The organism is Mycobacterium sp. NGS26 (assembly GCF_059813025.1).
In genome coordinates, this window is sequence record NZ_JCALDU010000001.1 from 318,479 (window position 1) to 341,774 (window position 23,296).

A 23,296-nucleotide genomic window follows, 5' to 3' on the forward strand; every position below is an offset into this window, starting at 1 on the left:
ATGACGCCGCTATGTCGCCCGGCAGGAGCTTGTTAAAACTGCCGACGTTCGCGTTAAGAAGCCGTAAACGGCTGTCACCCTGGCGCTTTCGATCGGGAATGTGGAGACGGGGGTGTTTAGCCTTACGCGAATACACAGGGGTTCATATGCCAACGGACAGGGTCGGCCCAGCACGTTGGGTCGGCGTGGTTCACACACTAGGAGCAATAGATGTCGTTTCTGACAACACTGCCTGAAGAGTTGCTACTCGCACAGGGCCTGCTCGAGGGCATCAACACGAACCTGGCGGCGCAGAACGCGGGCGCCGCGGCAGCGACCACTGCCATCGCTCCCGCTGCCGCCGACCCGGTGTCGGCACAGCAGGCGGCGATCTTCTCGGCATACGGCACGCTGTACCAGCAGATTGCGGCCGAAGCGCAGACGATCCAAGAGCAGTACGTGAGCACGTTGGGAATCAGCTCCAACAGCTACAGCGGCACCGAGGCCGCCAACGCGGCCGCGAGCACCCTGTCGAGTGCCGCCGCCCCCAACCTCGCTGCGGCCCCCAGTCTCGCCGCCGCCACGCCGTCGAACACTCCTCTTGACTACCTTGCATATCTGCTCGGGAGCACCGGCAACGGCACCAACCCGAACATGTTGGGTGGGATGTTCGGCCTGTCCAGCAACGGTGCCAACATCTTGAACATCGGCGCCGGGAACTGGGCCTCTGCCTCCTCCAACCTGCTCGGGATGGCGAGTGGTGGTCTGCTGGACACTTCCGTTGGTGACGCCGCCGCCGGCGCGGACCTCGCGGGAACGACGGCGCCGGTGGCGCCGGCCGGTGGCATGGCCGGCATGGGCGCGATGCCGATGGCCGCGGGGGCGGGCCAGGCGAGCTTGGTCGGCAAGCTGTCGGTGCCGCCGAGCTGGACGGGCACCGTCACCCCGGTCGCGGGTACCAGCGCCGCACCGCTTGAGACGGTGGGCTGGACCGGCGCCGCGCCGCAGGCCGGAACGGGCACGGTCATCCCGGGGATGCCCGGCGTGGGCGCGGCCGCCCGCAACAGCGCCGGATTCGGCGCGCCGCGCTACGGCGTCAAGCCCATCGTCATGCCCAAGCCGACCGCCGTCTAAGGATCGGCACAACCAGCCAAATTCGCTCAACTGAAACGGGATACAGAAAAATGGTTTTGGATTTCGCAGCCGTACCACCTGAGATCACCTCGGCGCTCATGTACACCGGCGCCGGCGCGGGACCGCTCATGGCGGCAGCGGCGGCTTACAACAACCTGGCTGCCGAGCTCAGCGCCACGGCGACCCAATGGGAGTCGATAATTTCGCTGCTGACCACCGAACAGTGGACGGGTGCGGGTTCGGCCGCCGCGGCGGCGGCGGCCCAGCCCATCGTGTCCTGGCTGACTACCTCGGCGGCAGCGCTCGAGGAGGCGGGTGTCCAGGCCACAGCGTCGGCGGCCGCCTATGAGGCGGCATTCGCCGCGACAGTGCCCCCGCCGGTGATCGCGGCCAACAGAACGCTCCTGGCGACGCTCATCGCGACGAACTTCCTGGGTGTCAACTCGGCCGCGATCGCCGCCACCGAGGCCCAGTACGCCGAGATGTGGGTGGCAGACGCCACGATGATGGCCGCCTACCAGGCCGCTTCGGCGGCGGCCGGGGTCCTTCAGCCGGTCACGCCGCTGACGTCGGCGCCCAACCCGGATGCCGCGGGGCTGCAAGGCCTGGCGGTCGCCAATGCCTCGGCGAACGCCCCGGTCCAGGCGCTCGCCGGCCCGATCTCCGCGGCGCCCTTGGCGCCCGCCGCGGCACCCTTGGCCTCCGCGCCCACCCTGCCCTTCCAGACCACGGGCCTGCTGTCCTCGATCGACAACTTCCTCGGCACTCCGTCCGTGCTGAACGCCATCAATGGCGCGGTCAACACCGGGGCCTGGTTCACATTTGCCGCCATCCCGAACGCGTTATCACTGGGGAAGACCGTTGGCACCGTGCCGGGGATCCCGTTCGCCCTGTCCGACGCCGTTGCGCCCGCCCCCGGCGCGGCCGCCATAACGCCAGGCACCATGGTGGGCGCGACGGCGTCCGCGAGCCTGGGCGAGGCGTCCGCGGTCGGCGGCCTGTCCGTGCCCGCCGGCTGGAATGCCGCCGCCCCCGCGTCGCTGGCCTCCTCCACCGCCCCGCTGGAGGGCTCGGGCTGGACCGCCGCCGCCGAGGAGCCCGTCGCGGCGATGCCCGGCATGCCGGGGATGGCCGCGGCCGCCAAGGGCGCGGGCGCCTACGGCGCCGGACCGCGCTACGGGTTCAAACCGATCGTCATGCCCAAACAGGTCGTCGTCTGATGCGCGAAAAAAGGGGGTACATGTCACGCATTTGAGGCCAGCTGTTAACCGCCACGCCGTAATCTATCCGCGATACGGCCACCACCACCTACCGATAGCAACCGCGGAAGCCTCGACAAAGTGAAGGCTTGAAAGACAAGGAGATAGGCAAATGCCAGCACGTTTTATGACCGACCCGCACGCGATGCGGGCCATGGCGGGCCGCTTTGAGATGCACGCTCAGACGGTGGCCGACGAGGCGCGCAAGATGTGGGCGTCCTCGCAGAACATCGCCGGCGCCGGCTGGAGTGGGCAGGCCCAGGCGACCTCCTACGACACCATGGGCCAGATGAACCAGGCGTTCAACAACATCGTCAACATGCTCCACGGGGTCCGCGACGGGCTGATCCGCGACGCCAACAACTACGAGACCCAAGAGCAGGCCTCGCAGCAGATCCTCAGCCACTAACCCGCCAAAACCCCTGCCGCTTAACACTTTCCATCAGGAGGACATGAACAATGACGATCAATTACCAGTTCGGCGACGTCGACGCCCACGGTGCGCTGATTCGCGCGCAAGCCGCCTCGCTGGAGGCCGAGCACCAGGCCATCGTGCGCGATGTGATTGCCGCCGGTGACTTCTGGGGTGGCGCCGGTTCGGTGGCCTGCCAGGAGTTCATCACTCAGTTGGGCCGCAATTTCCAGGTGATCTACGAGCAGGCCAACGCCCACGGGCAGAAGGTGCAGACCGCTGGCAGCAACATGGCCAGCACCGACAGCGCCGTCGGCTCCAGCTGGGCCTGACAACCGCTTAGACCGTAGACCGGGGCCGCACACCGCTCGGTGTGCTGCCCCGGCGTTTGCTTGTCGCCGTCGAACTCAAAACCATTTCAGCGCTGCTCATCTCGATTTGCCCGCGGAAATTCCGGCCCGCGCTAAGATTTGAGCTTTCTATGAAGTCCGTGACAGTTCGATATGTGTTTTGCGAGAATGTGGGGACATGACCGCAACGTCCGGATACGCAGGCAGCCAGCGGCCGCGCCAGGCCATCCTCGGACAGCTGCCCAGGATTTACCGCGCCGACGGGTCGCCGATACGCGTTTTGCTGGTGGACGATGAGCCCGCGCTGACCAACCTGGTCAAGATGGCGCTGCATTACGAAGGCTGGGTCGTCGAAACCGCCCACAATGGGCGCGAAGCCATGGCGAAGTTCGACAGGGTCAACCCCGACGTGCTGGTCCTCGACATCATGCTGCCGGACGTGGACGGGCTGCGAATTCTGCAGCGGATCCGCGAATCCGACGCCTACACTCCCACGCTGTTCCTCACCGCGCGCGATTCCGTCATGGACCGCGTCACCGGGCTCACCGCGGGCGCGGACGATTACATGACCAAGCCGTTCAGCCTCGAGGAGCTGGTCGCCCGGCTGCGCGGGTTGTTGCGCCGCTCCGGCCAGCTGACCCCGCCCACCCCCGAGGCCCTCAACGTCGGCGATCTTCGAATGGACAGTGCCAGCCGCGAAGTCAGCCGCGACGGGACGCCGATCTCGCTGTCGTCGACCGAGTTCGAATTGCTCCGCTTCCTCATGCGCAATCCGCGCCGTGCCCTGAGCCGCACCGAGATCCTGGATCGGGTCTGGAACTACGACTTCGCGGGACGCACCAGCATCGTCGATCTGTACATCTCGTACCTGAGAAAGAAGATCGACTCCGGCAGGGAGCCGATGATCCACACCGTCCGCGGTGTCGGATACATGCTGCGGCCACCGGAATGACGCCGGAGCGCAATACGCCCCGGTGGTTCCCCCGGTCGTTGCGCCGGCAGTTGCTTGTAGGCGTATTGGCCGTTGTCACAGTGGTATTGGTGACGGTCGGCGTCGTCTCGGTGCTGAGCCTGCGCGGCTATGTCACCACGATGAACGACGCGGAGGTCGCCAAGTCCCTGCACGCGTTCGACAACTCCTACACCAGATATCGCCATGCCGACCAGACTTGGGTGCACAGGGGCACTCCCCCGGTATCGCAGGCACTGCTGGAGTTCACCGGGCAAACCCCGGGAAACCTGATCGCCGTGTTGCACGACGGCGTGGTGATCGGCTCGGCGGTCTTCTCCGAAGACGAACCGCGACCCGCGCCGGCCGACGTCGTCCGCGCGCTCGAGGGGCAAAAGTGGTATGACGGCCCGCCCCACAGCGAAAAGCTCGGCAGCCTGGGGCACTACCGGGTGGACTGCCTCATCGACGGGCCCGACGTCCTCGTCGTCGGCGTGCCCCTGAACCTCGCCGACCGGATCATCGCGCGCAAGAACATCACCACCACGGCGCTGATCACGGCCGCCCTGCTCGTCACCGCGGGACTCACCGTTTGGGTGGTCGGCTACACCCTGCGCCCGCTGCGCCGGGTCGCGGCGACCGCCGCGGAAGTCGCCGCAATGTCACTCACCGACGACGACCACCGGATCGGTGTGCGGGTCCGGCCGGAGGACACCGACCCGGACAACGAAGTAGGCATCGTCGGGCACACGCTGAATCGGTTGCTGGACAACGTCGATACCGCGCTGGCGCATCGTGTCGAATCCGACCTGCGCATGCGGCAATTCATCACCGACGCCAGCCACGAGCTGCGAACCCCGCTGGCCTCCATTCAGGGCTACGCGGAACTGACCCGCCAGGACAGTTCGGCGCTGCCCCCCACGACCGAATACGCGCTGGCCCGCATCGAGTCGGAAGCCAGGCGCATGGCCTTGCTCGTCGACGAGCTGCTGCTGCTCTCGCGCCTGGGCGAGGGCGAAGACCTGCAGACCGACGACGTCGACCTCGCCGACCTGGTCATCAACGCGGTGAACGACGCGGCGGTCGCGGCGCCGACCCACGAGTGGGTCAAAGACCTGCCCGACGGGCCGGTTTGGGTCCGCGGGGATCCTGACCGGCTGCACCAGCTGGTCAGCAACCTGCTCAGCAACGCGCGGTTGCACACGCCGCCGGGAGTCACGGTCGTCACCGCGATCACCTGCCAACGCACGCGCGCCGACGGGGCCTACGCGGAACTGACTGTCGCCGACGACGGGCCCGGCATCGACGCGGACCTGCTGCCCCGGCTGTTCGAGCGCTTCGTCCGCGCGGACACGTCGCGGTCCGACGGCTCCGGCATCGGGCTCGGGCTGGCCATCGTGAGCTCGATCGTCAAGGCGCATCACGGCTCGGTCACCGCCGAATCCGCCGCCGGCCGAACGGTGTTCCGGGTGCGGCTGCCGCTGATCGACAGCCCGACCACGCGCAGCGGCTGACCCGCGCGTGGCGTAAAGAAACCGTAAAGGTGCACTGCGACGCCGTTAGGAAAGTGTCAACCAAACGGCCCATCCGGCCGGCCCCGCCTAATTTCAAGCTGACATTACCTCCGGGGACCGCGCTGCAGCGGACTCGATGAGGTCCTTTCGTATGCACGCGATCGGCGCGGAACGGAGACAAGGTGGGCGTGTTCGTATACATCGTCCTGACGGTGGCGATATTCGCCGCGCTCGGCCTGGCGCAGAAGCTGGTCGAGCGGCTGTGAACTACGAAAACATCGTCGGCTTGGCGCTTTCCATCCTGCTCGCGGTATATCTCGCCGGCGCCCTGCTGTTCCCGGAGAGGTTTTAGTGAGCGCAACGGTGGCCGGGATCATCTTCCTCGTCGTTCTCGTCGCGGCACTTGTCGCGGTGCATGTTCCCTTGGGCGACTACATGTATCGGGTGTACACGTCGCAGAAGGACCTGAATGTCGAGCGGCTGATCTACCGGCTGATCGGTGTAGATCGCCGCTCGGAGCAGACGTGGGGCGCATACGCGCGCAGCGTGTTGGCGTTCTCCTCGGTCAGCATCCTGTTTCTGTTCGTGTTGCAGCTGGTGCAGGACAAGTTGCCGTTGCACCTGCACGATCCGGCGACCAAGATGACGCCGGGGCTGGCGTGGAACACCGCGGTCAGCTTCGTCACCAACACGAACTGGCAGGCGTACTCCGGCGAGTCGACGCAGGGCCACCTGGTGCAGATGGCCGGGCTGACGGTGCAGAACTTCGTCTCGGCCGCCGTCGGCATGGCCGTGGCGATCGCGCTGGTGCGCGGGTTCGTCCGCCGGCGCACCGGGGATCTCGGGAACTTCTGGGTCGACCTGGTGCGCGGGACGCTGCGAATCCTGTTGCCCATCGCAATCATTGGCGCGATCGTGCTGGTGGCGGGCGGAGCCATCGAGAACTTCCATCTGAACGATCAGGCCGTCACCACGCTGGGCGGCGCGCAGCAGACCATCACCGGCGGCCCGGTGGCCAGCCAGGAAGTGATCAAGGAGCTCGGCACCAACGGCGGCGGGTTCTACAACGCGAACTCGGCGCACCCGTTCGAGAACCCGGCGACGTGGACCAACTGGGTGGAGATCTTCCTGCTGCTGGTGATCGGCTTCTCGCTGCCGCGCACGTTCGGGCGCATGGTGGGCAGCAAGAAGCAGGGCTATGCGATCGTATCGGTCATGGCGACCCTGGCTGCGATCAGCGTGTCGTTCATGCTGTGGTTCCAGTTGCAGCACCACGGCACCGTGCCCACGTCCCTCGGCAGGGCCATGGAGGGAGTCGAGCAGCGATTCGGCATCGCCGACTCGGCGGTGTTCGCCGATGCGACGACGCTCACCTCCACCGGCGCCGTCGACTCGGCCCACGACTGCCTCACCAGCGTCGGTGGCATGATCACGATGTTCAACATGCAGCTCGGCGAGGTCGCCCCCGGCGGCACCGGCTCGGGCCTGTACGGCATGTTGATCCTGGCGGTGATCACCGTCTTCGTCGCCGGGCTGATGGTCGGGCGGACTCCCGAATACCTCGGCAAGAAGATCAACCCGCGCGAAATCAAGCTCGCCGCAAGCTATTTCCTCGTCACACCGCTGATCGTGCTGACCGGCAGCGCGGTGGCGATGGCGCTGCCGGGCGAGCGCGCCGGGATGCTGAACACCGGCCCGCACGGGCTGTCGGAGGTCCTGTACGCCTTCACCTCCGCGGCCAACAACAACGGCTCGGCGTTCGCCGGACTGAGCGCCAACACCAACTGGTGGAACACCGCCCTCGGGCTGGCCATGGTCTTCGGTAGGTTCCTGCCCATCGTGCTGGTGCTCGCGCTGGCGGGCTCGCTGGCCAGACAGGGCGTCACCCCGGAATCGGCCGGAACGCTGCCCACTCACCGGCCGCAGTTCGTCGGAATGGTCGCCGGCGTCACGGTGATCCTCGTTGCCCTCACTTTCCTGCCCATGCTCGCGCTCGGGCCTCTCGCCGAAGGAATCCACTGATGACCGCGACTGCCGTCGACTCGTCCGAGCAGACGCAGGCCGCGACAACCGCTGGCACCAAACGGGTTCAGGGCGGACTGCTCGATCCGAAGATGCTGTGGAAGTCGACGCCGGACGCGCTGCGCAAACTCGACCCGCGCACGCTGTGGCGCAACCCGGTGATGTTCATCGTCGAGATCGGCGCCGCGTGGAGCACCGTGTTGGCGATCATCGACCCGACATGGTTCGCGTGGCTGACCGTGGCCTGGCTCTGGCTGACCGTACTGTTCGCGAACCTCGCCGAGGCGGTGGCCGAAGGCCGCGGCAAGGCCCAGGCCGAGACGCTGCGCCGGGCCAAGAGCCACACCGTGGCGCGGCGTCTCAAGAACTGGGAACCGGGCGCACCCGCCGTCGAGGAGGAAGTCGCGGCGGCGCTGCTGCGGCAGGGCGACATCGTCGTCGTCGAGGCCGGCCAGGTGATACCGGGTGACGGCGACGTGGTGGAAGGCATTGCCTCCGTGGACGAATCGGCCATCACCGGCGAGTCGGCGCCGGTGATCCGCGAGTCCGGCGGCGACCGCTCGGCGGTCACCGGCGGCACCACCGTGCTGAGCGACCGGATCGTCGTGCGGATCACCCAAAAACCCGGAGAAAGCTTCATCGACCGGATGATCGCGCTCGTTGAGGGGGCCAACCGGCAGAAGACGCCCAACGAGATCGCGCTGAACATCCTGCTGGCCGCGCTCACCGTCATCTTCGTGTTCGCCGTCGCCACCCTGCAACCGCTGGCGATCTACTCCAAGATGAACAACCCGGGCGTCGCGGATACCCAGGCGCTCAACGCCAATGGCGTCACCGGGATCGTGATGGTGTCGCTGCTGGTGTGCCTGATCCCGACGACGATCGGCGCACTGCTGTCGGCGATCGGGATCGCCGGCATGGACCGGCTGGTGCAACGCAATGTGCTCGCCATGTCCGGACGCGCGGTCGAGGCCGCGGGCGATGTCAACACCCTGCTGCTCGACAAGACGGGCACCATCACGCTGGGCAACCGGCAGGCCGCGGCCTTCGTCCCCCTGGACGGAGTCACCAGCGAGCAACTCGCCGACGCCGCGCAGTTGTCCAGCCTCGCCGACGAAACACCGGAGGGGCGTTCGGTTGTCGTGTTCGCCAAGCAGCACTTCGGGCTGCGCGCGCGCACCCCGGGCGAACTCTCGCAAGCCCACTGGGTCGCCTTTTCCGCCGCCACCCGGATGTCGGGCGTCGACCTCGACGGGCACCAGCTGCGCAAGGGCGCGGCCAGCTCCGTCGCGGAATGGGTGCGCGCCCAGGGCGGCACGGTTCCCCTGCGGCTCGGCGAGATCGTCGACGGCATCTCCGCCGGCGGCGGCACTCCGCTGGTCGTCGGCGAATGCCGGGGTGGCGAAGCCGACAAAAATGCACGAGTGCTCGGCGTCATCCACCTCAAGGACGTCGTCAAGCAGGGCATGCGCGACCGCTTCGACGAGATGCGGAAAATGGGCATCCGCACGGTGATGATCACCGGGGATAACCCCTTGACCGCCAAGGCGATTGCCGACGAGGCCGGCGTCGACGACTTCCTCGCCGAGGCCACGCCGGAGGACAAGCTCGCGCTGATCAAACGCGAGCAGGAAGGCGGCAAGCTGGTCGCGATGACCGGCGACGGCACTAACGACGCGCCGGCGCTCGCTCAGGCCGACGTGGGCGTGGCGATGAACACCGGCACGTCGGCGGCCAAAGAGGCCGGCAACATGGTCGACCTCGACTCCGACCCGACCAAGCTCATCGAGATCGTCGAGATCGGCAAGCAGCTGTTGATCACCCGGGGGGCGCTGACCACCTTCTCGATCGCCAACGACATCGCGAAGTACTTCGCGATCATCCCGGCGATGTTCGTCGCGTTGTTCCCCGGGCTGGACCTGCTCAACGTCATGCGGTTGCACAGCCCGCAGTCGGCGATCCTGTCGGCGGTGATCTTCAACGCGATCATCATCGTCGCGCTGATCCCATTGTCGCTGCGCGGGGTGCGCTACACGCCGAGCAGCGCGTCAAAACTGTTGAGCCGCAACCTCTACATCTACGGGCTGGGCGGAATCGTCGCCCCGTTCATCGGTATCAAGCTGATCGACTTGATCGTCCAATTCGTCCCGGGGATGTCCTGACATGAAGTTCTCGAATTTCGTCCGCATGCACTGGGCGGCGTTGCGCGCGCTGCTGGTGCTGACGGTGATCACCGGTATCGCCTATCCGCTGTTCGTCTGGCTCGTCGCGCAGCTGCCCGGACTGCACGACAAGGCCGAGGGGTCGATTCTGACCGCCAACGGCAAGCCGGTCGGCAGCCGGCTGATCGGCCAGCTGTTCACCGACAAGGACGGCAATCCGCTGCCGCAGTACTTCCAGAGCCGCCCCTCGGCCGCCGGCAACGGCTACGACCCGACTTCGTCGGGCGCGAGCAACCTCGGCCCGGAAAGCGTGGTCGACGTTCCCGGCGATCCGGCCAAGCCGAGCCTGCTGACGCAGGTGTGTTCGCGCAGCGCCTCGATCGGTCGGCTCGAAGGGGTCGACGGATCGCGCCCGTTCTGCACCGGCGGCGGCGTCGGCGCCGTTTTGTCGGTGATCGGGCCCCGCGACTCGCGCGGCTACGTCACCCACCCGACCCGGGTCGTCAGCGTCAACGAGCCGTGCGGCACGACACACCAGCCCTTCCTGGACTTCTACCAAGGCGTCCGGGTGGAGTGCGCCAAGTCCGGCGAGGACTACACGATCGGCCGGATCGTGCCCGTCCGCGGGACCGCGCCCGCCGACCCGGCCGTGCCCGCCGACGCCGTCACCGCCAGCGGCAGCGGGCTCGACCCGGACATCTCCCCGGCGTACGCCGATATCCAGGTCGCCCGGGTGGCCAGGGCCCGCCACGTCGGCCCGGACCAGATACGCGCGGTGGTGGCGCACTACAGCCGCGGCCGCGACCTCGGGATTTTCGGCGAGCCGGCGGTGAACGTGCTGCAGCTCAACCTCCAACTGGATCAGCAGTATCCGGTCTCGGGCTAGCGCCATGGGGGATGATGGTTGACGTGAGCGAGACCGACCACCGTCCCAAACGCGGGGAGCTGCGCATCTATCTCGGTGCGGCACCGGGTGTCGGCAAAACCTACGCGATGCTCGGCGAAGCCCATCGACGGTTGGAACGCGGCACCGACGTGGTCGCGGCTGTCGTCGAGACCCACGGGCGAGCGAAAACCGCTGAGCTGATTGAGGGCATCGAGGTCGTCCCGCCACGCTACATCGAATATCGCGGTGGCCGCTTCCCGGAACTCGACGTGCCCGCCGTGCTGGCGCGGCACCCGCAGGTGGTGCTGGTCGACGAACTCGCCCACACCAACACGCCGGGCAGCAAGAACGAAAAACGGTGGCAGGACGTCGAGGAACTGCTCGACGCCGGGATCACGGTGATCTCCACGGTCAACATCCAGCACCTGGAAAGCCTCAACGACGTCGTCGCCCAAATCACCGGCATCGAACAGCAGGAAACGATTCCGGATTCGATCGTGCGCCAGGCCTCGCAGGTCGAACTCATCGACATCACCCCGGAGGCGTTGCGCCGCAGGCTATCCCACGGAAACGTCTATGCGCCGGAAAGGATCGACGCGGCGCTGTCGAACTACTTCCGCCGCGGAAACCTCACGGCATTAAGGGAATTGGCGCTGCTGTGGCTGGCCGACCAGGTGGACACCGCGCTGGCCAAGTATCGCGCGGAGAACAAAATCACCGACCTGTGGGAGGCGCGCGAGCGGGTGGTGGTGGCGGTCACCGGTGGCCCGGAGTCGGAGACGTTGGTGCGGCGCGCATCCCGGATCGCGTCCAAGTCCAGCGCCGAGCTGATGGTCGTGCATGTCATCCGCGGTGACGGGCTGGCCGGCGTGTCCGACCGCAAGATGACCAAGATTCGCGAGCTGGCAAGCAGCCTGGACGCCTCCCTGCACACCGTGGTCGGTGACGACGTGCCCACCGCCCTACTCGATTTCGCCCGCGAGAACAACGCCACCCAGCTGGTGATAGGAACGTCGCGCCGGCCCCGCTGGGCCCGCCTCTTCGAGGAGGGGATCGGCTCGACCATCGTGCAGCGGTCCGGCAAGATCGACGTGCACATCGTCACCCATGACGAATCCAACCGCGGCTTCCACATCGGGTCGCTCGCGCCCCACGAGCGACGCGTCGCGTCCTGGCTGGCGGCGTTCGTCATACCCTCGGCCATCTGCGCGGTGACGGTCACCACGCTGGACCGCTACCTGGACACCGGCGGCGAGAGCGCGTTGTTCTTCGTGGGCGTGCTGCTGGTCGGCCTGCTGGGAGGCGTTGCCCCGGCGGCACTTTCGGCGGTGCTGTCCGGGTTGCTGCTGAACTACTTTCTGATAGCCCCGCGACACAGCTTCACCATCGCCGAACCCAACAGCGCCATCACCGAGTTGGTGCTACTGCTGATCGCGGTCGCGGTCGCGGTCCTGGTGAACTTCGCCGCCAACCGCGCCCGGGAAGCGCGGCGCGCCTCCCAGGAGGCCGAGCTGCTGACGCTGTTCGCCGGATCGGTGCTGCGCGGCGCCGACCTCGAAACGCTGCTCGAACGCGTGCGGGAGACCTACTCGCAGCGCGCGGTCAGCATGCTGCGGGAGCCGGGCGAGGAAGACCGCGCCGCCGGGAAGAAGAGCTACGTCGTCGCCTGCGTGGGCAAAGATCCTTGTGTGAGCGTCGATTCCGCTGACACCGCGATCGAGGTCGGCGACGACGAATTCTGGATGCTGATGGCCGGCCGGAAACTCTCGGCCCGCGACCGCCGGGTGCTCACCGCGGTGGCCAAGCAAGCGGCGGGTCTTATCCGGCAGCGCGAACTGGCCGAGGAGGCCGGCCGGACCGAGGCGATCGTGCGGGCCGACGAGCTGCGCCGCTCGCTGCTCTCGGCGGTCAGCCACGACCTGCGCACGCCGCTGGCCGCGGCCAAGGTCGCGGTGTCCAGCCTGCGCGCCGAGGACGTCGCCTTCTCGGCCGAGGACACCGCCGAGTTGCTGGCCACCATCGAGGAGTCCATCGACCAGCTGACCGCGTTGGTCGGCAACCTGCTCGATTCCTCGCGCCTGGCCGCCGGCGCGGTTCGCCCGGATCTGCACCGGGTGTATCTCGAGGAGACGGTGCAACGGGCGCTGGTCAGCATTGGCAAGGGCGCCACCGGCTTTTACCAACCCGCCATCGACCGCGTCAAGGTCGACGTCGGTGACGCCGTCGTGATGGCCGACGCCGGGCTACTCGAGCGGGTCCTGGCCAACCTGATCGACAACGCGCTGCGGTACGCGCCCAACAGCATCGTGCGGGTCAACGCGGGCCGGGTCGGCGATCGCGTCCTGATCAACGTCATCGACGAGGGCCCCGGGATCCCGCACGGGGCCGAGGATCAAGTCTTCGAAGCGTTCCAGCGGCTCGGCGATCACGACAACACCACCGGTGTGGGCCTGGGCATGTCGGTGGCGCGCGGCTTCGTCGAGGCCATGGGCGGCACCATTGCGGCCAGCGATACCCCGGGCGGCGGGCTCACCGTCGTGGTGGATCTGGCCGCCCCGCAACAGGTTGGCGCGCGATGACCCGGGTGCTGGTGATCGACGACGAGCCGCACATCCTGCGGGCGCTGCGAATCAACCTGTCCGTGCGCGGCTACGAGGTCATCACGGCCTCGACCGGCGCCGGTGCGCTGCGTGCCGCCGCCGAGCACAAGCCCGACGTGGTGATCCTCGACCTCGGCCTGCCCGACATCTCGGGCATCGAGGTGCTCGGGGGTCTGCGCGGCTGGCTTTCGGCGCCGGTGATCGTGTTGTCGGCGCGCACCGATTCGTCGGACAAGGTGGAGGCGCTGGACGCCGGCGCCGACGACTACGTCACGAAACCGTTTGGGATGGACGAGTTCCTGGCCCGGCTGCGCGCCGCGGTCCGCCGCAATGCGGCCGCGTCCGAAATGGATCAGCCGGTGATCGAAACCGACGCGTTCACCGTCGACCTGGCCGCCAAGAAGGTCACCAAGGACGGCGTCGAAGTGCACCTGACCCCGACCGAATGGGGCATGCTCGAGGTGCTGGTTCGCAACCGCGGCAAGTTGGTCGGCCGCGAGGAGCTGCTCAAGGAGGTGTGGGGGCCGGCGTACGCCACCGAAACCCATTATCTGCGAGTGTATTTGGCGCAGCTGCGCCGCAAGCTGGAGGACGACCCGTCGCATCCCAAACACCTGTTGACCGAGTCGGGCATGGGCTACCGCTTCGAGGCGTGAGTCACATCCGTCACTTTCGTCGCCCGAGGGAGGCGGTGCTCTTGTTGCCCGCCTCACAGCGACTTGGCCGCGGCCCGCAACGCCAGCACGCGCTGGTGGATCCGATGTTCGGTGCCACGCGGTATATATCCCGGGCCATACCGGCCCCGCCCCAGCCGCAGCACCCTGCCACGTTCGATTTCCCACCGCAACGCATCGGAGATGACCTTCGATGGCCTGCCGCGCAGGCAAAAGCCGTGCCATTTCAGCGCGTCGATCAATTCGGCTATGGTCGCCGGCCCATGGACGGCCAACTGCAGCGAGAGCACGTACCGCAGCTCAATTCCGCGAAGGTTCATTGTCGAACCGTCGCACACGGGTACGACACCCCACGTTGTCGCTCCGAGGCGGGCAAAAAGGGTGCCGCCTCCTTTGCAGAGGCCAATGTGGCGGATGTGACTCAACCGGCGATCGACAGCACGATGCCGTCCAGGATGTCGTGTTCGCTGACGGTCAGCTCGTCGATGCCGGCCCGGGTGCGCAGTTCGCGCGCCAGTTCCTCGACCACGATCGCCCCGCCCCCGATCACGTCGGCGCGGCCCTCGTGCATCGGCGGCAGCGCCGCACGCTGGGATCGTGTCATGCCGATCAGCCGCTCGCAGACGGCCAGCAGGTCTTTGGCGTCGACGCGCGAAAGATGAATCGCCGCAGCGTCATACGTCGTCATACCATGGGCCAGCGCGGACAGCGTCGTCATCGTTCCGGCCAGCCCGACCCAGGTTCGGGCCCCTTCGACGGGCACCGCGCGCAGCGCGACGTCGAGCCGCTCGCGCACCACCTCGCGGGCCGCCGCAACTTCCTCTGGTGTCGGCGGATCCGAGTGCAGGCAGCGTTCGGTCAGCCGGACACAACCGATGTCGGCCGAGTGGCTGGCCGTCACCGCGTCGCCGCCGACAACGATCTCGGTCGACCCACCACCCAGGTCGACGACGACGAAAGGCCGTCGCGCGCTGTCCAATTCGCCGACCGCACCGCGGAACGACAGCTCGGCCTCTTCGGCGCCGGTGATCACCTCGGCGACCGCGCCGGGCAGCACCGCGCCCAGCACGTCGGCCGTCATCGCGAAGAAGTCGTCCCGGTTGGCGACATCGCGGGCGGCCGACGTCGCCACCATCCGCACCCGCTCGACGCCGTGCCCCCTCAGCAGGGCGGCGTAGTCGGCCAGCGCGGCGGCGGTTCGGTCGAGCGCGTCCGGCGCGAACCGGCCGGTCGCGTCGACACCCTGGCCGAGCCGCACGATCCGCGTCTCGCGATGCACGTCGCGCAGCCGGCCCGCGTCGACGTCGGCGATCAGCAACCGAATCGAGTTGGTGCCGCAGTCGATTCCCGCGAGCCTGCTCACCACTGCCCCGCCACCAAGACCGGCGCCATCCCGGGCTCGCCGGCCAGGATCGCCACCGCCTCGTCGCCGAGCGGGTTCACCCCCGGGCCCTTGGCCAGCGAATGCGCGATCAGCACGTGCAGGCATTTGACCCGGTCCGGCATGCCCCCGGCGGAAAACGTGGTGCCCAGCGGCTCGATCGCGTCACGCTCGGCCAGATACGACTCGTGCGCCCGCCGATACGCCGCCGCCAACTCGGGGTCGCGCCGCAACCGCTCGGTCATCTCGCGCATCAGCCCCGTCGTCTCCAGCCTGCTCGCGGCCACGGTGAGCACCGGGTGGGTGAGGTAGTACAACGTCGGAAACGGGGTGCCGTCAGGCAGTTTCGGCGCCGTCTTCACCACGCCGGGTTCGCCGTTGGGGCAGCGGTAGGCGATCTCCAGCACCCCGCGCGGCTCGCGACCGAGCTGGCGCGCCACCGCTTCCAGGTCCGCACGATCAACCACCGGGAGCCGTGGGGGTGGGCGACAAGGCGTTCGACGGCGGCAGGTGCGGGGCGTCGGCGATCGTATGCCACAGCGCGGTGTACCACGGGTCGCTGCTGGCGGGTTTGGCCGTATCGGACCCGGGTTGCGGGGTCGCCGCCGACGGCGGCAGCTGGACCTGGAACGGGATGTCCCCGGGTTTCACGAAGCCGAGGCGCTCGCGGGCCTGCGCCGCGATGTAGGCCGGGTCACCGAGCTTGACCTTCTTCTGCTCGAGTTCGGCGATCTGGCGCCGCAGCGCGGCCTCGCTGGCGGCCAGCTGACTCATCTCGGTGCGCTGTGCGAAGTAGGTGCGCACCGGGCCCGCGATCGTCAGCGTCAGCACGCAGATGACCGCGGCGAGCACCGCCGCCCGCCGGGCGGTGAACCCCAGGCGCTGATCCGACCGTTGCTCGACGGATTCGGCGAGCTGCCGCTTGATGGGTTCGACGACGTGCTCACGCAGCGTGGCCCTGGAGGTCCCGGTGGAGCGGCGGCGCCGACCCGAATCGCCGGCCTTCCCCGGGCGCGATGCCGGGGAACGCCGCTTCGGATCAAGCTTGGCGGCCAAGCTATTTGGCCTCCAGCGCGAACCGCGGGAACGCCAGGTCGCCGGCGTAGCGGGCGGCGTCGCCGAGCGCCTCCTCGATGCGCAGCAGCTGATTGTATTTGGCGACGCGCTCGCTTCGGGCCGGCGCGCCCGTCTTGATCTGACCGCTGCCGACCGCCACCGCCAGGTCGGCGATCGTGGTGTCCTCGGTCTCGCCGCTGCGGTGGCTCATCATGGTGCGGTACCCGCTGTGGTGCGCCAGCACGACGGCGTCCAGCGTCTCGGTCAGCGTGCCGATTTGGTTCACCTTGACCAGCAACGCGTTTGCCACGCCCTTTTCGATGCCCTCCTCGAGGCGCTCGGGGTTGGTGACGAAGATGTCGTCGCCGACGATCTGCACCCGCTCGCCGATCGACGCCGTCAGGGCCGCCCAGCCGTCCCAATCATCCTCGGAGAGCGGGTCTTCGATGGACACCAGCGGGTAGGAGCCGAGCAGGCCGGCATAGAACTCGGTCATCTGCTCGGCGCTGCGGGTGCTGCCCTCGAAGGCGTAGCCGGTGCCGTCGGTGTAGAACTCGGTGGCCGCGGCGTCGAGTGCCAGGGCCACGTCGACGCCGGGTTTCAGGCCCGCCGAGTCGATGGCCGTGCTGATCAGGTCCAGCGCCGCGGTGGTGCCGGCCACGTCGGGGGCGAAGCCGCCCTCGTCGCCCAGGCCGGTGCTCAGTCCCTGCTTCTTCAGCACCGACTTGAGCGCGTGGTACACCTCCGCGCCCCAGCGCAGCGCCTCGCCGAAGCTGGGCGCGCCGATGGGCGCCACCATGAATTCCTGGATGTCGACGGCGGTGTCGGCGTGCGCGCCGCCGTTGAGGATGTTCATCATCGGCACCGGCAAGATGTGCGCGTTCGGCCCGCCGAGATAGCGAAAAAGCGGCAGCTCGGCGGAATCGGCGGCCGCCTTGGCGACGGCGAGCGAGACGCCCAGGATCGCGTTGCCGCCGAGCCGGGACTTGTCCGGGGTGCCGTCGAGGTCCACCAGCGCCTGGTCGACCAACCGCTGATCGTCGGCGTTGAGGCCGATCACGGCCGGGCCGATCTCGTCCAGCACGGCCTGCACCGCCTTCTGCACGCCCTTGCCGCCGTAACGCTCGCCGCCGTCGCGCAGCTCGACCGCCTCGTGCTCCCCGGTCGACGCGCCGGACGGCACCGCCGCGCGGGCAAACGTCCCGTCGATCAGAGCTATCTCGACCTCGACCGTCGGGTTACCGCGAGAATCGAGGATCTCGCGGGCCCCGACCTGTTCGATAATCGGCACTGGGTTCTCCTTGTCGTAACTGGCGCCGTCAGCGATACATCCTGCTACAGCGGGTGGCCCGCGGCGTAGGCGGTCGCCCAGTCCCGGACGGCCCGCGCGTAGATGCCGGAGTTGTTGTAGGCGCGCAGCGCGGTGATCCAGCCCCGGGGGGTAGCGAGATCCTTTCCGCGCCAACACAAATAGCCCGCCGCCGAGAGCGCCGCGTCGTCGATGTTGTCGGGACTGAGACGGCCGTCGTTGTGGGCGTCGACCCCGTACAACCGCCACGTCTCCGGGATGAACTGCATCGGGCCCATCGCGCGCACCACCCCGACACCGCGATCCGAACCGCCCGTGGTGTCTTCCTCGCTGTCGACGATCCGCAGCGTGCCGCCGCTGCCGTCCAGCCGAACACCCCGAATCGGGGGACTCACATCGCCGTTGGGCGCCAGCGTCGCGCCCCGGTACGTGCCGTGATGGCTCTCGACCTGCCCGATGCCCGCCAGCGTGGTCCACGCGATGTGGCACTTCGGGTTCTCCACCTCGGCGACCCGGGCGGCATACGCGTAGGCCTCCAGCGCGATGACCGGAATCTCGAGACCCGCCGACCGTTGCTGCGCCCACTCCCGCAACTGGTCCGCGGGCCGGCCGCTGGCGTGGGTGTCCACCGGCGGCACCGCATCCCCGGCCGGGGGCGGCACACCGTCGGGGATGAAAAGGCTGAGCTGCCAGGTACAGCTGGACGCCATGAGCATCGCGGTCGCGCCGATCACAGCGGCCGCGCGCAACCAACGCCTCGGCGACACCACGCTCCCCTTAAGTTCCCTACGTCAACTTCGCCACCACCATCGTCCCATGAGTTTCGGGACTGCCCGGTCGGTTGGGGGGCCCGGCGCAGCGACACGCCGCAATACCAGCTGATTGCCGGGCTCAGCGGCGGCCGCGCCGCTTCTTCGAGCCTTTGGGCGCGACGGCGGGCTCGACCGGCTCCGCATCGACGGCCGGGCCGGCGGAGGGCCAGTGCTCGCGCCACTCCTCGTCGGTGATCTCGCCCAGCGGGGCCACGTCGAACTCCTCGGGCACGCCGTCTCCGCGCCGGGTGGCGGCGATCGCCTTCTCCACACCGCGAACGGTGTCCACAAACTCCAAAACCGCCGTCCGCAGCGCGCTTTCCGCGTCGACGTCGGCCGACACGGAGATCGTGGTGATCTCGTCGGGGATCAGGTCGGCCGGCAGCCCGGCCTTCTCGGCGCGTTGAATGACCTTCTGCGCCAGCGCCAATGACGGCTGCCCGGTGTGCACCTCGTCCATGACCGAGCGCCGCGGCTTCTCGGCCGCCTTGCGCTCTTCCCACTGAGCCAGCTGGTCCTCAAGCGAAATGGATTGGCCCGCAAGCACTCCCGGAACCCGGTTGCCCAGCTTGCGCATCAGCGCGGCGGCGACGTCGTCGATGGTGAACGGGTGCTGCGGCGCATCCTCGGCGATGCGGGCGTGGAAGAGAACCTGCAGCAACACGTCGCCGAGCTCTTCGCGCAGCTGGTCGGCGTTGCCGCTGCGGACCGCGTCCAGCAGCTCATAGGTCTCCTCGAGCAGGAACCTGCGCAGCGAGTCGTGCGTTTGCTCGCTTTCCCACGGCCCGGCGGTGCGCAGCTTGTCCATCATCGCGACGGCGTCGACCAGCCGTTCGCCGCGCGGGCTGTCCGGCGCCGAGATCAGCCGGGCCCCGGCGGCCAATCGGGCGACGACGGCGGGGTGGTCGGGGTCGGACGACAGCAACACCGGCGCGTCATCTCCGGTGTGCACCGGGCGCGCCGCGGGCAGCGACCAGGGCACCGCGACGGGCATCTCCTCGGTGTACTGCACCTCCCCGGTGAGGTGCTCGACGGCTTCGACGGGCACCAGCGAGGGGCGGCGGGGATCGAACAAGACGACGATCGTCATCGCGCTTGCCGCTCCTCACCGGACATCGCCGCAGGTGAACTCGCTGTGCCAATATCCTGTTGTGGCTTGCCCTGCAGTGCCGTCACCACGTTGGCCACCATCTGGACCAACTCGACGTCGCGGATGCGTGGCGCGCCGACACCCCCGGCTCGCGGAATCGGAACCTGGACCGTGGCGGTGGTGGCCCGGTAGCGCGCGCCCGGATACATCCTCGCCAGGCGCACCTGAGCCGAATCTAGCAGCGTTATCGGCGACAGCCGCACGGTCGCCGCGGAGGCGGCCGACACCTCGGTGACGCCGGCGGCGCGACACAGCAGCCGCAGCCGCGCCACGGCCACCAGCCGGCGGGCGGGTTCGGGCAGCGGCCCGTAGCGGTCGGTGAGCTCCTCGACGACGCCACCGATGGCCGCGTCGTCGGCCGCGGCGGCCAGCCTTCGATAGGCCTCCAGCCGCAGCCGGTCGCTGGCGATGTAGTCCGGCGGCAGGTGCGCGTCGACCGGCAGGTCGATCCGCACGTCCTTGGGCTCCTCCCGGGCGGTGACGGTCTCCCCGTCGGCGGCCGCCCGGTAGGCCTCGACGGCCTCGCCCACCAGCCGCACGTACAGGTCGAACCCGACGCCGGCGACGTGGCCCGACTGCTCGACACCCAGCACGTTGCCGGCGCCGCGGATCTCGAGGTCCTTCAGCGCGACCGCCATGCCCGCGCCCAGCTCGTTGTTCTGCGCGATGGTGGCCAGCCGGTCGTAGGCCGTCTCGGTCAGCGGCACGTGCGGCGGATACAGGAAGTAGGCGTAGCCGCGTTCCCGGCTGCGCCCGACCCGGCCGCGCAGCTGGTGCAGTTGGGCCAGCCCGAAGGTGTCGGCGCGCTCGACGATGAGCGTGTTGGCATTCGAGATGTCCAGCCCGGTCTCGACGATCGTGGTGCAGACGAGGATGTCGTATTCGCGGTTCCAGAATCCCTCGACGGTCCGCTCCAGCAGGTCCTCGGGCATCTGCCCGTGCGCGACGGCGACCCGCGCCTCGGGCACCAGCTCGCGCACCCGGGCGGCGGCCCGGTCGATGGAGCTGACCCGGTTGTGCACATAGAAGGCCTGCCCGTCGCGCAGCAGCTCCCGGCGCAGCGCGGCCGCGATCTGCTTGTCGTCTTGCGGCCCAACGTAAGTCAGCACCGGGTAGCGCTCTTCGGGCGGCGTCAGGATCGTCGACATCTCGCGAATGCCGGCCAGGCTCATCTCCAGGGTGCGCGGGATCGGGGTCGCGCTCATGGTCAGCACGTCGACGTGGGTGCGCAGCGACTTGATGTGCTCCTTGTGCTCGACGCCGAACCGCTGCTCCTCGTCGACGACGACGAGGCCCAGGTCCTTCCAGCGCACCCCGGTCTGCAGCAGCCGGTGCGTGCCGATCACGATGTCCACCGACCCGTCGGCCAGGCCGTCGATCACGGCGCGGGACTCGGTGGCGTCGGTGAATCGGGACAGCCCCTTGACCACCACCGGGAAGCCGGCCATCCGCTCGCGGAAGGTTTGCAGATGCTGGTCGGCCAGCAGCGTGGTGGGGACCAGCACGGCGACCTGCTTGCCGTCCTGCACCGCCTTGAACGCCGCGCGCACCGCGATCTCGGTCTTGCCGTAGCCGACGTCGCCGCAGATCACCCGGTCCATCGGGATCGGCTTTTCCATGTCGGCCTTGACCTCGGTGATCGCGGTGAGCTGGTCGACGGTCTCGGTGAAACCGAACGCGTCCTCCATCTCGGCCTGCCACGGGGTGTCCGGCCCGAACGCGTGCCCGGCGCTGGCCTGCCGTTTGGCGTACAGCGACACCAGTTCGCCGGCGATCTCCCGGACCGCGCGGCGGGCCTTGGTCTTGGTGTTGGCCCAGTCGCTGCCGCCCAGCCGGCTCAGCGCCGGGGCCTGCCCGCCGACGTACCGCGACAGCTGGTCCAGCGAGTCCATCGGGACATACAGCCTGTCGGCCTGCTGGCCGCGCTTGCTGGAGGCGTACTCCAGCACCAGGTACTCGCGCCGGGCGCCGCCGACCGTGCGCTCGACCATCTCGACGAACCGCCCGATGCCGTGCTGGTCGTGCACCACCAGGTCGCCCGCCGTCAGCGCCAGCGGGTCGACGGTGTTGCGCCGCTTGGCCGCCAGCCGCTTGCCCTCGACGGCGGTGGCCCGGTTGCCGGTCAGGTCGGTCTCGGTGATCACGACCAGGCTGGCGCCGGGCACCACGACGCCGTCGTGCAGCGGTCCCTTGAGCACCCCGACGATGCCGGGCTTGGGTGCCGCGCCCGATTCCAGCATGGCGGCCGGCGCGTCCGATTCGGCCAGCCGCTCCGCCACCCGGTGGGCCGTTCCAGCGCCGGGCGCGACGACGGCGGCGTACCCGCCCGTCGTCACGTGCGCGCGCAGCATCGCGAAGATGCCGTCGATGTCATGCTGATGCCCGCGGGCCGACGGCGCCGCCCGGATGTCCAGCTCCACGGCCGACTCGTCGGACAGCTGGCTCAGCGTCCACCATGGGTGACCGGACCGGGCCGCCGCGGCCCGCACGTCGTCGAGTTCGGCGAAGCCCGACCCGCCCAGCTGCGCGACGTCGACGGGCGCTTGGCCTTGCGAGCCGCCCAGGGCGGCGACCGACCACGACGCCTCGAGGAACTCGCGGCCGGTCTTGATCAGGTCGGCCGCCCGGCTGCGCACCTTCTCCGGGTCGCACAGCAACACCGGGGTGCCCTCGGCCAGCTGATCGGTCAGCAGGACGTGGGCCCCGTTTTCGGCGGGCCGGAGCACCGGCAGCAGCGCCTCCATGCCGTCGACCGGGATGCCCTCGGCAAGCTTGGCAAGCATGTCGGTGAGGCTGCCCGTGATCGCCCCGTCGCCCGCGGGATGCTGCGCGGCCAGTTCCGCCGCCCGCGCCCGCACGTCGTCGGTGAGCAGCAGCTCGCGGCAGGCGACGGCGACCAGCGTGTCGACGTCGAGCTCGGGAATGGAACGCTGGTCGGCGACCGAGAACATCCGCATCTCGGTGATCTCGTCGCCCCAGAACTCCACGCGCACCGGGTGTTCGGCGGTCGGCGGAAAGAGGTCGAGAATCCCTCCGCGGACGGCGAATTCGCCGCGTCGGCCGACCATGTCGACCCTGGTGTAGGCCAGCTCGACCAGCCGGGCCACCACGCCCTCGAAGTCGACCTCCTCACCGGCCCGCAAGGTCAGCGGTTCCACCAGGCCCAGCCGCGGCGTCATCGGCTGCAGGAGCGAGCGAACCGTCGTGACCACGACCCGCAGGGGCGTGCCCAGCCTTGTGTCGTCGGGATGGGCCAGCCGGCGCAGCACCATCAATCGGGTGCCGACGGTGTCGACGCCGGGCGAAAGTCGTTCGTGCGGCAGCGTTTCCCAGGACGGGAAGAGCGCCACCGCGTCGCCGAACACGCCTCGCAGCTCGGCGGTCAGGTCGTCGGCTTCGCGACCGGTGGCGGTGACCACCAGCAGCGGCCCGAGCCGCGCCAGCGCGCCGGTGACGAACACCCGGGCGGCGGCCGGGCCGACCAGGCTCAGTTCCGCGGGCCGGGCGGCGGCGCGCTCGATGAGCTGCTGGAAAGTCGGCGCGGTCAGCGCAAATTCGATGAGCCCCGCGATCGGGGTTTCTGGGCGAGCAGGCCCCGGTGCGGTCATGATGAGGCCCATTCTAGGGACGCCAAACGCGGTCGACCG

Annotated in this window: 20 protein-coding genes and 1 pseudogene; 13 read left to right on the top strand and 8 right to left on the bottom strand. The window is 68.8% G+C overall.

The window, feature by feature from the left end; genetic code table 11:
• Window positions 1–210: 210 nt before the first annotated feature.
• From AC5Y6X_RS01540 to AC5Y6X_RS01600, 13 genes are all read left to right on the top strand, one after another.
• Complete coding sequence (locus AC5Y6X_RS01540) at window positions 211–1,113, top strand: PPE family protein, SVP subgroup (RefSeq protein WP_499983831.1); 903 nt, start codon at window positions 211–213, stop codon at window positions 1,111–1,113.
• A gap of 50 nt (window positions 1,114–1,163) precedes the next feature.
• The gene (locus AC5Y6X_RS01545) at window positions 1,164–2,333 is read left to right on the top strand and encodes a PPE family protein (RefSeq protein WP_499983833.1); all 1,170 of its coding nucleotides are present in this window, start codon (window positions 1,164–1,166) and stop codon (window positions 2,331–2,333) included.
• Window positions 2,334–2,484: 151 nt separating this feature from the next.
• Window positions 2,485–2,781, top strand: a complete 297-nt coding sequence (locus AC5Y6X_RS01550; protein ID WP_324674753.1) for a WXG100 family type VII secretion target — start codon at window positions 2,485–2,487, stop codon at window positions 2,779–2,781.
• A 50-nt stretch (window positions 2,782–2,831) separates the two neighbouring features.
• Window positions 2,832–3,116, top strand: a complete 285-nt coding sequence (locus AC5Y6X_RS01555) for a WXG100 family type VII secretion target (protein WP_324680932.1) — start codon at window positions 2,832–2,834, stop codon at window positions 3,114–3,116.
• A 196-nt stretch (window positions 3,117–3,312) separates the two neighbouring features.
• The gene (locus AC5Y6X_RS01560; protein ID WP_499983838.1) at window positions 3,313–4,086 is read left to right on the top strand and encodes a response regulator transcription factor; all 774 of its coding nucleotides are present in this window, start codon (window positions 3,313–3,315) and stop codon (window positions 4,084–4,086) included.
• Window positions 4,083–5,597, top strand: coding sequence for a sensor histidine kinase (locus AC5Y6X_RS01565; RefSeq protein WP_499983840.1), 1,515 nt, complete (start codon window positions 4,083–4,085; stop codon window positions 5,595–5,597). The genes AC5Y6X_RS01560 and AC5Y6X_RS01565 overlap by 4 nt, the downstream gene beginning before the upstream one ends.
• 182 nt (window positions 5,598–5,779) lie before the next feature.
• Window positions 5,780–5,863: a potassium ABC transporter ATPase gene (locus AC5Y6X_RS01570; protein WP_499985169.1), complete on the top strand. Its 84-nt coding sequence runs from the start codon at window positions 5,780–5,782 to the stop codon at window positions 5,861–5,863.
• Window positions 5,860–5,949: a K(+)-transporting ATPase subunit F gene (gene kdpF / locus AC5Y6X_RS01575; RefSeq protein ID WP_324674745.1), complete on the top strand. Its 90-nt coding sequence runs from the start codon at window positions 5,860–5,862 to the stop codon at window positions 5,947–5,949. Before AC5Y6X_RS01570 ends, kdpF begins: the two co-directional genes overlap by 4 nt.
• The gene (kdpA, locus tag AC5Y6X_RS01580; protein ID WP_499983843.1) at window positions 5,949–7,619 is read left to right on the top strand and encodes a potassium-transporting ATPase subunit KdpA; all 1,671 of its coding nucleotides are present in this window, start codon (window positions 5,949–5,951) and stop codon (window positions 7,617–7,619) included. The genes kdpF and kdpA overlap by 1 nt, the downstream gene beginning before the upstream one ends.
• Window positions 7,619–9,781 (top strand): potassium-transporting ATPase subunit KdpB, encoded by a 2,163-nt coding sequence (gene kdpB / locus AC5Y6X_RS01585; RefSeq protein ID WP_499983846.1) that lies wholly within the window; start codon window positions 7,619–7,621, stop codon window positions 9,779–9,781. Before kdpA ends, kdpB begins: the two co-directional genes overlap by 1 nt.
• Window position 9,782: 1 nt before the next feature.
• On the top strand, window positions 9,783–10,667 hold the full coding sequence (locus AC5Y6X_RS01590; RefSeq protein WP_499983848.1) for a potassium-transporting ATPase subunit C: 885 nt from the start codon (window positions 9,783–9,785) through the stop codon (window positions 10,665–10,667).
• 11 nt (window positions 10,668–10,678) lie between these two features.
• A complete protein-coding gene (locus AC5Y6X_RS01595) occupies window positions 10,679–13,246 on the top strand; it encodes an ATP-binding protein (RefSeq protein ID WP_499983849.1) in 2,568 nt (855 codons plus the stop codon).
• A complete protein-coding gene (locus tag AC5Y6X_RS01600; RefSeq protein ID WP_324674735.1) occupies window positions 13,243–13,923 on the top strand; it encodes a response regulator in 681 nt (226 codons plus the stop codon). Before AC5Y6X_RS01595 ends, AC5Y6X_RS01600 begins: the two co-directional genes overlap by 4 nt.
• A 10-nt stretch (window positions 13,924–13,933) precedes the next feature.
• On the opposite strand, the pseudogene AC5Y6X_RS01605 reads toward AC5Y6X_RS01600, so the two are convergent.
• From AC5Y6X_RS01605 to mfd, 8 genes and pseudogenes are all read right to left on the bottom strand, one after another.
• A pseudogene (locus AC5Y6X_RS01605) lies at window positions 13,934–14,261 on the bottom strand (hypothetical protein).
• Window positions 14,262–14,362: 101 nt separating this feature from the next.
• The gene (locus AC5Y6X_RS01610) at window positions 14,363–15,307 is read right to left on the bottom strand and encodes a Ppx/GppA phosphatase family protein (protein WP_499983852.1); all 945 of its coding nucleotides are present in this window, start codon (window positions 15,305–15,307) and stop codon (window positions 14,363–14,365) included.
• Window positions 15,301–15,789 (bottom strand): DUF501 domain-containing protein, encoded by a 489-nt coding sequence (locus AC5Y6X_RS01615; RefSeq protein ID WP_499983854.1) that lies wholly within the window; start codon window positions 15,787–15,789, stop codon window positions 15,301–15,303. Before AC5Y6X_RS01615 ends, AC5Y6X_RS01610 begins: the two co-directional genes overlap by 7 nt.
• Window positions 15,782–16,378, bottom strand: coding sequence for an FtsB family cell division protein (locus AC5Y6X_RS01620; RefSeq protein WP_499983856.1), 597 nt, complete (start codon window positions 16,376–16,378; stop codon window positions 15,782–15,784). The genes AC5Y6X_RS01615 and AC5Y6X_RS01620 overlap by 8 nt, the downstream gene beginning before the upstream one ends.
• Before the next feature lies 1 nt (window position 16,379).
• The gene (eno, locus tag AC5Y6X_RS01625; protein WP_499983858.1) at window positions 16,380–17,669 is read right to left on the bottom strand and encodes a phosphopyruvate hydratase; all 1,290 of its coding nucleotides are present in this window, start codon (window positions 17,667–17,669) and stop codon (window positions 16,380–16,382) included.
• Between the two features lie 44 nt (window positions 17,670–17,713).
• Window positions 17,714–18,454, bottom strand: a complete 741-nt coding sequence (locus AC5Y6X_RS01630; RefSeq protein ID WP_499983859.1) for a lytic transglycosylase domain-containing protein — start codon at window positions 18,452–18,454, stop codon at window positions 17,714–17,716.
• Window positions 18,455–18,578: 124 nt separating this feature from the next.
• Window positions 18,579–19,589 (bottom strand): nucleoside triphosphate pyrophosphohydrolase, encoded by a 1,011-nt coding sequence (locus tag AC5Y6X_RS01635; protein ID WP_499983861.1) that lies wholly within the window; start codon window positions 19,587–19,589, stop codon window positions 18,579–18,581.
• Window positions 19,586–23,257: a transcription-repair coupling factor gene (mfd, locus tag AC5Y6X_RS01640; RefSeq protein WP_499983862.1), complete on the bottom strand. Its 3,672-nt coding sequence runs from the start codon at window positions 23,255–23,257 to the stop codon at window positions 19,586–19,588. The genes AC5Y6X_RS01635 and mfd overlap by 4 nt, the downstream gene beginning before the upstream one ends.
• Window positions 23,258–23,296 lie beyond the last annotated feature (39 nt).

Coding starts and splice junctions, on each gene's coding strand:
- mfd (WP_499983862.1), bottom strand. CDS start 23,257: ATGACCGCACCGGGGCCTGCTCGCCCAGAAACCCCGATCGCGGGGCTC.
- AC5Y6X_RS01565 (WP_499983840.1), top strand. CDS start 4,083: ATGACGCCGGAGCGCAATACGCCCCGGTGGTTCCCCCGGTCGTTGCGC.
- AC5Y6X_RS01560 (WP_499983838.1), top strand. CDS start 3,313: ATGACCGCAACGTCCGGATACGCAGGCAGCCAGCGGCCGCGCCAGGCC.
- AC5Y6X_RS01545 (WP_499983833.1), top strand. CDS start 1,164: ATGGTTTTGGATTTCGCAGCCGTACCACCTGAGATCACCTCGGCGCTC.
- AC5Y6X_RS01600 (WP_324674735.1), top strand. CDS start 13,243: ATGACCCGGGTGCTGGTGATCGACGACGAGCCGCACATCCTGCGGGCG.
- AC5Y6X_RS01635 (WP_499983861.1), bottom strand. CDS start 19,589: ATGACGATCGTCGTCTTGTTCGATCCCCGCCGCCCCTCGCTGGTGCCC.
- kdpB (WP_499983846.1), top strand. CDS start 7,619: ATGACCGCGACTGCCGTCGACTCGTCCGAGCAGACGCAGGCCGCGACA.
- AC5Y6X_RS01595 (WP_499983849.1), top strand. CDS start 10,679: ATGATGGTTGACGTGAGCGAGACCGACCACCGTCCCAAACGCGGGGAG.
- AC5Y6X_RS01590 (WP_499983848.1), top strand. CDS start 9,783: ATGAAGTTCTCGAATTTCGTCCGCATGCACTGGGCGGCGTTGCGCGCG.
- AC5Y6X_RS01555 (WP_324680932.1), top strand. CDS start 2,832: ATGACGATCAATTACCAGTTCGGCGACGTCGACGCCCACGGTGCGCTG.
- AC5Y6X_RS01540 (WP_499983831.1), top strand. CDS start 211: ATGTCGTTTCTGACAACACTGCCTGAAGAGTTGCTACTCGCACAGGGC.
- AC5Y6X_RS01550 (WP_324674753.1), top strand. CDS start 2,485: ATGCCAGCACGTTTTATGACCGACCCGCACGCGATGCGGGCCATGGCG.